This window comes from Pseudodonghicola flavimaris (assembly GCF_030164425.1).
Classification (GTDB): Bacteria; Pseudomonadota; Alphaproteobacteria; order Rhodobacterales; family Rhodobacteraceae; genus Pseudodonghicola; species Pseudodonghicola flavimaris.
The window spans coordinates 88,660-100,106 of the sequence record NZ_JASNJD010000012.1; the positions used below are offsets into that span (position 1 = coordinate 88,660).

Sequence of the window (11,447 nt, forward strand, 5' to 3'; positions counted from 1 at the left end):
AGCCGCCGGCTACGGGCCGGTCACCGGGAAACGCCCGGCAGGGCCGCGGCCAGTCCCGTCAGCGCCGCCGCGTCATCGAGGATCAGCGCCAGTGCCACCCCGGCCCCCGGCTCCGCCGGCGCGTCGAAGGCATCGAGACAGGCCGCCCGCCCCTCCGGCCAGCCGATGAGGGCACGGGCGAGGCTACCGGCCAGGACAATCCCGTCGAGCGGCAGATAGAACCAGACCAACTGCTGCAGAACCTGCCCTAGAAGCCGGGCCATCCGCAGCGCCGCCTGCCGCGCCGGCCCCTCTGCGGCAGCGGCGCGCGCCAGGATCGCCTCCGGCGGCCCCATCTCGCCCCCCGCCTGACGGCAGAGAAAGCCCAGCCCGGCGGCAGAGAACAGCGCCTCCATCGTCGCCGGCGGCGCCGCCTCCCCAGCCCCGGGTCCCAGCGCCGCCTGCACCGGCGCCGGCAACGCCGCATGGCCGAATTCCAGCGCCCAGGCGACCGGCCCGGCCTGGGTACGGCGCACCAGCCCGGCGTTAACTCCGGTGCCCAGGTTCAGCACCAGCGCCTGGCCGTTCCCCGGCCCGCTGCCGTCGCGCAGCGGCTGCCGCTGCGCCGGCGCCAATCCCGGCAGCGCCAACGCCAGCGCCTCCAGATCGTTCAAGCAGCGCAATGCCGACGCGCCGGGCAGCCCCAGCGCCGCAATCAACGCAGCGCGGTCGATCACCCAGTCGCGGTTGGTCAGCCGCAGCGGCCCCGGCCCCACCGGCCCGGCAATGGCGAGGGCGGCGGCCGACAGCGGCGGCGCCCCCGCCTCGTGCAGATAGCTCGCCAGCAGCGGCAGCAGCCCCGCCGCCGCGTCATTGGCGAAGCGCTGCGGCTGGATCAGCCGCCCGCCCTGCCACAGCGCCACGCGGGTATTGGTCCCGCCCACATCCGCCAGCAATGCCGGTCCCTGCCTTGTCATCCCTGCCCCCGCCTGCGCCGGTTCCGCTCGCCCGGTCCCGACCACCAAATCCCCAGAACCAAACCCTGATTGCCTCTACCGCAGGCTGCCCCATTCGCCGCCCCGCGCCAAGAGCGCCGCGACGCTTGCGGCCGGCGCCGAAGCGGTTAGGCTGCCCGAAAGCGGCGAGGAGCGGGCATGACATCGGACGGGCAGAAGGTGGATGCGGTGGTGATCGGCCGCAACGAGGGCCAGCGGCTGCTCGATTGCCTAGGCTCGATGCGCGACGCGGCGCGGCGGATCGTCTATGTCGATTCCGGCTCGACCGACGGCAGCGTCGCTGCCGCCCGGGCGCTGGGGGCGGAGGTTGTCGAGCTCGACATGAGCCTGCCGTTTACCGCCGCGCGCGCCCGCAATGCCGGGCTGGCGGCGCTGGACGGAGACGCGGCCACCTTCGTGCAGCTGGTCGATGGCGATTGCACCATCGATGCCGACTGGATCGCCACCGCGCGCGATTTCCTCACCGCCCATCCACGTGCCGCGGTGGCCTGCGGCCGGCGCCGCGAACGCCACCCCGAGGCCTCGGTCTACAACCGGCTCTGCGACCGGGAGTGGAACACCCCGCCGGGAGAGGCGCTGGCCTGCGGCGGCGATGCGCTGGTGCGCCGCGCCGCCGTGACCGAAATCGGCGGCTTTCGCGACGATCTGATCGCCGGCGAGGAACCGGAGATGTGCCTGCGTCTGCGCCGGGCCGGCTGGACGATCTGGCGGCTGGATGCGGAAATGACGTTGCACGATGCCCAGATCCTGCGGTTCGGCCAATGGTGGCGGCGCAGCCGGCGCGCCGGCCATGCCTTTGCCGAGGGCGCGTTTCTGCATGGCCGGGCGCCGGAACGCCACTGGCTGCGCGAAACCCGCCGCGCGCTGCTCTGGGGGGCGGTTCTGCCGCTGGCGATCCTCGGACTGCTGGCGGTCAGCCCCTGGGCGGCGCTGCTGGTGTTGATCTATCCGGCCCAGATGCTGCGGCTGGCGCTGCGGGGGCACGGGGCGGGACGCTGGGAAACCGCGCTGTTTTCGATGCTGGGCAAATTCGCCGAGGCGCAGGGCGCGCTGGAATTTCACCTGCGCCGGCTGCGCGGACGGCGGCGGGGCATCATGGAATACAAGTGAGAACCGGGACACCCGCCAGAGAGAGCCGCCCCGATCGCAGAGGTCTCAGCCCCGGGACCAGCGCAGCCTCAGTGCCTTCAGCACCTGCCCCGGCAGCACCGCGGCGCTGCGGGCATAGCGCGGCACCATCCGGCCCGGGCTGCTCAGCATTCGCCACATCCATTCCAGCCCGACCCGGCGCATCCAGAGCGGCGCCCGGACCTGATGCCCGCCGAGGAAATCCAGCCCCGCGCCGATCGAGGCGAAGCCCACCGCCGGCGCCAGGCTGCGTCCGCGCAGCGCCAGGGTTTCCTGCTTCGGCGCCCCCAGCGCCAGGAAACACAGCCGGATGCCCGCCGCATCGAGCCGCGCGAGAATCTCGGCCGCCTCCGCGCCCTCCGGATCGAAGCGGCCCGACGGCGCGGCGGCCAGGGTGATCTTCAGCCCCGGCACCCGGGCGGTCAGATCGCGGCGCGCATCCTCCAGCGCCACCTCGGTGCTGCCGACCAGCGCCACCGGCACCCCCTGTTCGGCCGCCACCGCCGCCAGCGGCAGAATCAGATCCGATCCCGGCATCAGGTCGACCGGCCGCGCCGCCAGCCGCGACAGCATCACGATGGGCCAGCCGTCCGCCACCACCAGATCCTGCCCGGCATAGACCCGGATGAAATCCGCCGAGGCGCGCATCTTCACCAGATGATCCAGGTTCACGGTCGCCAGCGCAAACCCCTCACCGGCGCGAAACCGGCGCCGCACCTCGCCCAGCAGGGCGCCCTGGGTCGGCATGTTGATGTGAATGGTCTGGCCGGGGTAATCGAATTGCACGGGGTAATCTCCTTGCCACGGTGATAGGCGCGAATCGCCACGCCGAACAATCCGGGTGACGAGTCTGACGGGAATTGCCGCGCTGCCGTTGTATCCCTGCCAGTCTTTGCGCCACTTCCCCGATCCTGCCGACGACAGGGCGCGACAGCGCCCGGCGGAGTTGCTAGAGTGCCCCCGGGTCGGCCGGCTTGCCTTGTCGGCGGCACCCCAACAGAAACCGCCCCGTCCCCGAGCAGACCCCGAGCCGTCCGACCATGCCCAATGCCTTTGCCATGCTGATGCTGTTGTGCTGGCCGCTGGTCTGCATCGTGATGGTCAAGCGCATGCCCCCAGAACGCGCAGTGATCTGGTGCATTCTGGGCGGTTATCTGCTGCTGCCGCCGGTCGCGAATTTCGATCTGCCGTTGATTCCGGCGATGGACAAGGAATCGATTCCGAATCTGATGGCCTTCCTGCTGGCAGTGCTGATGCTGCACCGTTCGGTGCCGCTGCTGCCGAAATCGGTGCCCGGCCGGGTGCTGGTGCTGATGTTCCTGCTGGGCACGATTCCGACGGTCCTGACCAATGGCGACCCGGCAGTCTATCGCGACGATTACGGCCACAGCTATGTGATCCCCGGGGTACGGATTCACGATCTGGTCTCGGTCATGGTGAAACAGACCATCACCATCCTGCCGTTCCTCATCGGTCGCGCCCTGCTGTCGACCGAAACCGGACTGCGCGAATTGCTCAAGGCGATCATGATCGGCGGGCTGATCTATACGCTGCCGTCGCTGATCGAGGTGCGGCTGAGCCCGCAGATCAATGTCTGGGTCTATGGTTTCTTCCAGCATTCCTTCGAACAGATGATGCGGGATGGTGGCTTCCGGCCGATCGTGTTCCTGCCGCATGCGCTGTGGCTGGCCTTCTTCATGTTCACCGCGCTGCTCTCCGCCGCGGCGCTGACCCGTTCTGCCGAGCCGGAGGCACGGTTCCGGATGATCCTGGCCACGGTCTATCTGGCTGGGGTCCTCTACCTCTGCAAGAGCCTCGCCTCGCAGCTCTATGCGCTGAGCTTCCTGCCGGTGGTGATTTTCGCCAGCCCGCGCTGGCAACTGCGGGTGGCGCTGGGTCTGGCGGCGGTGGCGGTGCTTTATCCGATGCTGCGCAATGCCGGGCTGATCCCGCTGGACGCGATTCTGGAGCGCGCCGCCGCGATCAGCGAAGAACGTGCCGCCTCGCTCGCCTATCGCTTCACCAACGAGGAAATCCTGCTGGAGCGCGCCCATGACAAGACGCTGTTCGGCTGGGGCGGCTGGGGCCGCAACCTGATCATGGACGCCATGGACGGACAGGTCCGTACCGTGCCGGACGGCCGCTGGATCATCGTCTTCGGCACCTTCGGCTGGCTGGGCTATATCGCCGAAATGGGGCTGCTGGCGCTGCCCCTGGCGCTGATCGCGCTGCGGGCACGGCGCCAAAAAGTGTCGGTCTACGCCGCCCCCGTCGCCCTGATCGTGGCGGCGACGATGATCGACATGCTGGTCAACGCCACGCTGATCCCGCTGACCTGGCTGTGTGCCGGAGCGGTGCTGGGCCATGCCGAGGACCCACGCCTGGCCCGTGACCGTAGCTCGGCAGCCGCCGCCAGCCCCGGCGCAAGCCGCCAACCGGTGATCGGCCGCCGCCGTCCCAAGGGGCGCCGCACAGTGATGTGACAGGCCCCGGACCGGGGCAGGCAACCAGACCTGCACCCGGGATGCAGCGCACAACTTTCGGGTGAGTGCAGAAATGCCGCCCGATTTGCGGCGGAAATCGCCACAAATTATCCTTATCCGAGCCCCAATGGCGGGCGAAGATATGTATTGTGCAAAGACCTGCATCGGAGTTTTCCGAAGCGTGAAAGTTTTATCACGCCAGTCTAGCCACTTACGGATGATCGCGGGACATCCATCAAAATTTAATCTGTTGGCAAAGCGGCCAACTGTCTATTCTGAATGTCGGTGGGGGCCGACGTGGGATAATATCGGAGCGTTTGGTCACTTTATGGCATCGAACGAGAAGCATAGCAGCAGCGGCGATATTGCCATCGTCGGCCTTTCCGTACGTCTGCCCGGCGCGGGCTCAGCCCCGGCGTTCTGGCAGAACCTGCGGAACGGGACGGAATCGATTGTCCGCCTGAGCGAGGAAGAGCTCCTCGCCAATGGCGAGGACCCGGCCCTGATCGCCGACCCGAATTATGTCCCGGCCGCAGCGCCGCTGGACGATTTCGCCATGTTCGATCCCGAGTTCTTCGGCTTTTCCCCGAAGGAGGCGGCGATCCTCGACCCGCAGCACCGCAAGTTCCTGGAAGTCGCCTGGGAGGCGATGGAAGATGCCGGTCATCCGCCCGAAACCCTGTCCGAGCCCATCGGCGTCTATGCCGGCTGCGGCATGGGCAGCTATTTCTACTTCAACATCTGCTCCAACCCCGGGCTGGTGCAGGACGTGGGCATGTTCCTGCTGCGCCACACCGGCAACGACAAGGATTTCCTGTCGACCCGGGTGAGCCATGTGTTCGACCTGAAAGGGCCGTCGATCAACCTGCAGACCGCCTGCTCCACCTCTCTGGTGGCGGTGCATTACGCCTGCCGGGCGCTGCGCGCCGGCGATTGCGGCATGGCCCTGGCCGGCGGCGTGACGATCGAGCTGCCGCAGGGCCGCGGGTATCTTTACAAGGAGAACGAAATTCTCTCGCCCGACGGCCACTGCCACGCCTTCGATCACCGGGCGCAGGGCACCGTCTTCGGCTCCGGCGCCGGGGTGGTGGCACTGCGGCGTCTGGAAGACGCGATTGCCGACGGGGATCATATCTGGGCGGTGATCAAGGGCAGCGCGGTGAATAACGACGGCGCCGCCAAGGCTGGCTATCTGGCGCCCTCGGTCGACGGTCAATCGCAGGCGGTGGCGCTGGCGCTGAAGGCGGCCGGCGTGCCCGCCGACACCATCGATTACGTCGAATGCCACGGTACCGGCACCTATCTGGGTGACCCGATCGAGGTATCCGCCCTGACCGAGGCCTATCGCAAGGAAACGGCCGAGACCGGCTTTTGCCTGCTGGGGTCGGTCAAGACCAATATCGGCCATCTCGACACCGCCGCCGGCGTCGCCGGGCTGGTGAAAACCGCGCTGGCGCTGAAACACGGGGAAATCCCGCCCTCGCTGGGCTATGAGGCGCCGAACCCGGCCATCGATTTCGACCATTCGCCGTTCACCGTCGCCGACCGGCTGACTCCCTGGAAGTCGCACAAGGGACCGCGCCGCGCCGGCGTCAACGCACTGGGGGTGGGCGGCACCAACGCCCATGCGATCCTTGAGGAGGCACCCGAACGCGAAGCGTCGGAAGAGAGCGAATTCCCGTTCCAGATCCTCTGCCTGTCGGGGCGCACCCGCGCCGCGCTCGACGCCAATTCCCGGGCACTGGCGGCGCATCTGCGCGCCAATCCCGATCTGCCGCTGGCCGATGTCGCCTTCACCCTGAAGGAAGGCCGCCGTGGCTTCGACAAACGCCGGGTGCTGGTCGCCGAGAACGCCGAAGAGGCCGCCCGTCTGCTGGAAGAGGCCGATCCGCGCAAGGTTTTCACCCATGACCGGCTGGGCGCCCGCCCCGATCTGGTCTTCATGTTCCCGGGCGGCGGCGCCCAATATGCCGGCATGGCCCGCGATCTTTACGAGACCGAGCCGGTCTTTGCCGACTGGATGGATCGCGGTCTGGACCATCTGGAACCGAAGCTCGATTTCGATATCCGCGCGCTCTGGCTGCCGGGGGATGACGCGGCGCAGGCCGAGGCCGACGCGAAGCTGACGCAACCCTCGGTGCAACTGCCGCTGATCATGATCGTCGAATATGCGCTGGCCCAGCTGTGGATCAGCTGGGGCGCGCGGCCGTCGGCACTGGTCGGCCATTCGATGGGCGAGAATACCGCCGCCTGTCTGGCCGGCGTGATGTCGTTCGAGGATTGCATCGATCTGGTGCTGCTGCGCGGCCGGCTGTTCGACACCGTGCCAGCGGGCGGCATGCTGAGCGTATCGCTGCCCGAGGCCGAGTTGCGGGCGCTGATCGGCGACGACCTGGACATCGCCAGCGTCAACGCCCCCCGGCTCTGTGCCGTGTCGGGCCCGCAGGCGGCGCTGGACCGGCTGTCCGAAACCCTGAGCGCGCAGGAAATCGATCACCAGCGGGTGCAGATCGACATCGCCGCGCATTCGCGCATGCTCGACCCCATCCTGGCGGAATTCGGCGCCTTCCTGCGGTCGATCCACCTGTCGCCGCCGACGATGAAGATCCTGTCGAACCGCACTGGCGCGCCGCTCAGCGCCGAAGAGGCCACCGATCCCGCGTATTGGGTCGGTCAGCTGCGCAATACCGTGCGCTTCGACGATTGCATCACCGCGCTCGCGGCCGGCCAGAAACCGGTGTTTCTGGAGGTAGGCCCAGGCCGCGCGCTCAGCTCTCTGGCGCAGATGAACGATGCCGTGGGCCCGGGGCAGGTGATCAGCTCGCTGCGCCACCCGCAACAGGAGATCGCCGACGACGCCTATTTCCTCTCCGGCATCGGCCGGCTCTGGGCCTGCGGGATCGAAGCCGACTGGGACCAGATCTGGGGTGAGGCGAAACGCCAGCGCCTGCCGCTGCCGACCTATGCCTTCCAGGCCAGCCGCTATTTCATCGAGCCCGGCAAGCCGCAGGTCACGGTGGAGGGCGAGGTTGCGCTCTCCCGCGTCGACGACATGGCGCGCTGGGGTTATCGTCCGGCCTGGCGGCCGCGCCCCGCCGATTGCGAGATCGACGTCGACCGCGACCTGGGCGACGCGGCCAAGCAGACCTGGCTGATCTTCGACGAGGGCGCCGGCCTTGCCGCCGAGGTCGCCCAGCGTCTGGCTGGCGCCGGCCATGTCGTCACCCGGGTCAGTCCCGGCGACACCTATGCCCGACTGGCGGAAGATCACTATCTGCTGCCGCCCGAACAGGGGCGCTTCGGCTATGACAGCCTGTTGCGCGATTTGGCCGAGTCCGGCCGCAGCCCCGATCGCATCGGCCATTTCTGGCCGGTGACGCAGGACGAAAGCCACCGCCCCGGCGGCTCGTTCTACGACCGGATGCTGGAACAGGGGTTCTTCAGCCTGATGTATCTGGCCCAGGCCATCGGCGGGGCCGAGCTGGAACAGCCGCTGCATATCACCGTCTTCACCAATGGTGCCGCCCAGCTGGACGATGAGGGCCTGCCCTATCCCGAAAAGGCGCTGATCGCCGGACCCGTCGGGGTGATCCCGCATGAGATGCCGGGGGTGACGCTGGCCTCGGTCGACATCGCCCTGCCTGCGGCCGCCCCGAAGCGTCGCCTGGCGCCGATTGGCGGCGCGGCCCCCCGGGCCGATCTGGCCCCGCTGGCGTCGCAGGCGCTGGAGGAACTGCTGGCCGAGCCCGGCCAAGAGGTCGCCCTGCGCCGGGGCGAGAAACGCTATGTCCGCAGCTGGCGGCCACTGGCGCTGGACCAGAGCGGCGCGCCGGTCTGGAAGACCGGCGGCACCTATCTGATCACCGGTGGTTTCGGCGGCATCGGGCTGACGCTGGCCGCCGGGCTGATGCGCGATCATGGCGCCAACGTGATCCTGCTGGCCCGCGATCCGCTGCCGGCCCGCGACGCCTGGGCGGCCTACCTGGCCGGCCATGCCCCCAGCGACCGCACTGCCCGGCGCATCCGCGCCCTGCAGGACCTGGAGGCGATCGGCACCGGCGCGGTGATGGCGATCGCGGCGGATGTCTGCAACATCGACCGCATGCGCGCCGCGGTGGCCGAGGCCGAGGAGCGCTTCGGCGCCATCACCGGCCTGATCCACGCCGCCGGCCAGATCGACGACGGCCCCGTCCTCGCCAAGACCGAGAGCGGCGTCGCCCAGGTCTTCGCCCCCAAGGTCACCGGGCTCAGGGTGCTCGACACCCTGTTCCCCGACGGCATGCTGGAACTGATGGTGCTGTTCTCCTCCTCCTCGACCGCGACGGCGCCGGCCGGGCAGATCGACTATGTGGCGGCGAACGAATATCTCAACGCCTTTGCCCAGTCCCGCAAGGCCGCGGCGACCCGGGTGATGGCGGTGGGCTGGGGGGTCTGGTCGCAGGTCGGCATGGCCGCCGATGCCATGGCCGCCCGCGACGGCGCCGGCAAGCTCAGCGAGCGGGTGGACTGCGATCAGCCATTGCTACGCGAGACCGGCTTCGATGCCGCCGGAAACCGCCTGTTCGTGTCGACCTATGACGCGCAGGACGACTGGGTGTTCGACCAGCACCGTACCGCCGCCGGCGACGCGCTCCTGCCCGGCACCGGCTATATCGAACTGGCGGCAGAGGCGATGGCAGCCCATGGCGTCGCCGTGCCCTATGAGATCCGTGATCTCTATTTCCTCAGGCCGCTGCGGGTGGGCAACGATCAGCCCCGCCGCGCCGTCCTGCGGCTGGAGGCCGACGAAGCCAGCCTGAACCTCACTGTGCATGCCGCGCTCGGCGCCGAAGAGGCCGCCGGATACGAGCTGAACGCCCAGGCGCAGATCGTGACGCGCGGCGATCTGGCCGTCCCTGCTCCGCTCGATCTCAGCACCATCGCCGCCCGCTGCGGCGCGCCGGAGGTGGCCGGCCCGGACGATTGCCTGCATTCGCCACAGGAGGCGCATCTGCGCTTCGGGCCGCGCTGGCAGGTGCTGCGCCGCCGTGCCATGGGTGCAGGCGAAGGGCTCGCCACGCTGAGCCTGCCGCAACAGTGCCGGGGCGATCTGGCCCGGGGCTATCTGATGCATCCGGGGCTCCTCGACCTCGCCACCGGCTGGGCCATCGCACTGGCGCCGGGCTATGACGACACCGCGCTCTGGGTGCCGGTCAGCTATCGCACCATCCGTGTCTTCGCGCCGCTGCCGGGCGAGATCCGCAGCTGGATGCGGCTCACCCCGGGGACCGGGGCCGACGGGTTCGTCAGCTTCGACGTCACCCTGACCGATCCCCAGGGCAATGTCTGTGTCGAGGTCGAAGGCTTCCAGATGACCCGCACCGCCGGCACGCTGGAGTTCGCCACCGCCGGCACCGCCGATGCCCGGGCCGCCGATCTGGGGCTGGTCGCCGCCACGCAGGACGCCCCGCTCAGCCCAGAGGAACAGCGGCTGCGCCACAACATCACCCAGGGCATCCGCCCCGAGGAAGGCCCCGAGGCGCTGACACGGGCGCTGGCGCTGGGGGCGCCGCAGGTACTGGTCAGCAGTCTCGATCTGGCGCAGCTGATCCGTCAGGCTGCCCAGGTCAGCTCCGCGAAACCGGAAGAGGCGCAGAGCTTCGATCGCCCCGATCTGGATACCGATTACGTGGCCCCGCGCACCGAAGTGGAAAAGACGCTGGCCGGGCTGTTCTCCTCGCTGCTGGGGGTCGCCCGGGTCGGGGTCGAGGACAGTTTCTTCGATCTCGGTGGCCATTCGCTGATCGCGGTGCGGCTCTTCGCCCGGATCAGCCGGCTCTATAACGTCGAATTCCCGCTCTCCACCCTGTTCGAGGCGCCCAGCGTCGCCGCGCTTGCCGGCCTGATCGCCGCGCGCACCGGCATCACCGGCGAGACCGCCGAAGGCGACGAGGCGCCGCAGACCGAGATCGCCCCCGCCTTCACCCATCTGGTCGCCCTGCACAAGGGCGCGGGCGGCAGCGGGCCCGGCCATACGCCGTTCTTCCTGGTCGCCGGCATGTTCGGCAACGTCCTGAACCTGCGCCATCTGGCGCTGATGCTGGGTCGCGACCGGCCGGTTTGGGGGCTGCAGGCCCGCGGTCTGATCGGCGGCGACGAACCGCATCACCGGATGGAAGAGGCCGCCGCCGATTACATCGCCGAGCTGCGCCAGGTGCAGCCGCAGGGGCCTTACCTGCTGGGCGGCTTCTCCGGCGGTGGTATCACCGCCTATGAGATGGCCCGACAGCTGGAAGACGCCGGCGAAGAGGTGGCGTTGCTGGTCATGCTCGACACCCCGCTGCCGCTGCGCCCGGAGCTGAGCGCCCAGGACAAGGCGCTGATCAAGCTGCAGGAAATCCGCCGCAAGGGGGCCGGATATCTGAGCGAATGGGCCGGCAACCGGATCCGCTGGGAACTGCAGAAACGTCGCGGGGCCCCGGCGCTGGTCAGCACCGGCACCAGCTTCAACAACGAGAAGATCGAGGCTGCCTTCCGCGACTCGCTGGCCGCCTATGAGCTGAAACCCTGGAACGGGCCGATGGTGCTGTTCCGCCCGCCGCTGGACCGGCACTGGAAGGTCTCGGGCGGCAATTGGGTGAGTGCGGCGCGCGAATATGTCTTCGAGGACAACCAATGGACCGCGCATGTGCCACGCACCCGGGTGGTCGAGGTGCCGGGGGATCACGATTCCATGGTTCTGGTCCCGAATGTCAGCGTGCTGGCGGAAAAGATGAAGGGCTTCATCGACCGGGCCGAGGCCGGGGTGCCTCCCGACAGCCCGGAGCTGGCCGGCACCCTGCGCGAAGCGGCGGAGTAAGAT

General features: G+C 68.9%; 5 protein-coding genes. 3 read left to right on the forward strand and 2 right to left on the reverse strand.

Annotated features, from left to right (window positions below; all coding sequences use genetic code 11):
- Nucleotides 1-20 precede the first annotated feature (20 nt).
- On the reverse strand, nucleotides 21-956 hold the full coding sequence (locus QO033_RS15905) for a glucokinase (protein WP_284481970.1): 936 nt from the start codon (nucleotides 954-956) through the stop codon (nucleotides 21-23).
- Between the two features lie 177 nt (nucleotides 957-1,133).
- Between QO033_RS15905 and QO033_RS15910 the strand changes: the two genes are divergently transcribed.
- The gene (locus QO033_RS15910) at nucleotides 1,134-2,105 is read left to right on the forward strand and encodes a glycosyltransferase (RefSeq protein WP_284481971.1); all 972 of its coding nucleotides are present in this window, start codon (nucleotides 1,134-1,136) and stop codon (nucleotides 2,103-2,105) included.
- 45 nt (nucleotides 2,106-2,150) lie between these two features.
- Here the strand turns inward: QO033_RS15910 and QO033_RS15915 are convergent, their stop codons facing one another.
- Nucleotides 2,151-2,909 carry a WecB/TagA/CpsF family glycosyltransferase gene (locus QO033_RS15915; RefSeq protein WP_407682122.1) on the reverse strand — a complete coding sequence of 253 codons (759 nt, stop codon included), beginning with the start codon at nucleotides 2,907-2,909 and terminating at the stop codon, nucleotides 2,151-2,153.
- A 254-nt stretch (nucleotides 2,910-3,163) separates the two neighbouring features.
- Here QO033_RS15915 and QO033_RS15920 point away from each other — a divergent pair, with 254 nt between their 5' ends.
- Together QO033_RS15920 and QO033_RS15925 are read left to right on the forward strand one after the other, a co-directional pair.
- Nucleotides 3,164-4,606, forward strand: coding sequence for a hypothetical protein (locus QO033_RS15920; RefSeq protein WP_284481972.1), 1,443 nt, complete (start codon nucleotides 3,164-3,166; stop codon nucleotides 4,604-4,606).
- Nucleotides 4,607-4,934: 328 nt separating this feature from the next.
- Nucleotides 4,935-11,444, forward strand: coding sequence for a type I polyketide synthase (locus tag QO033_RS15925; RefSeq protein WP_284481973.1), 6,510 nt, complete (start codon nucleotides 4,935-4,937; stop codon nucleotides 11,442-11,444).
- Nucleotides 11,445-11,447: the final 3 nt, after the last annotated feature.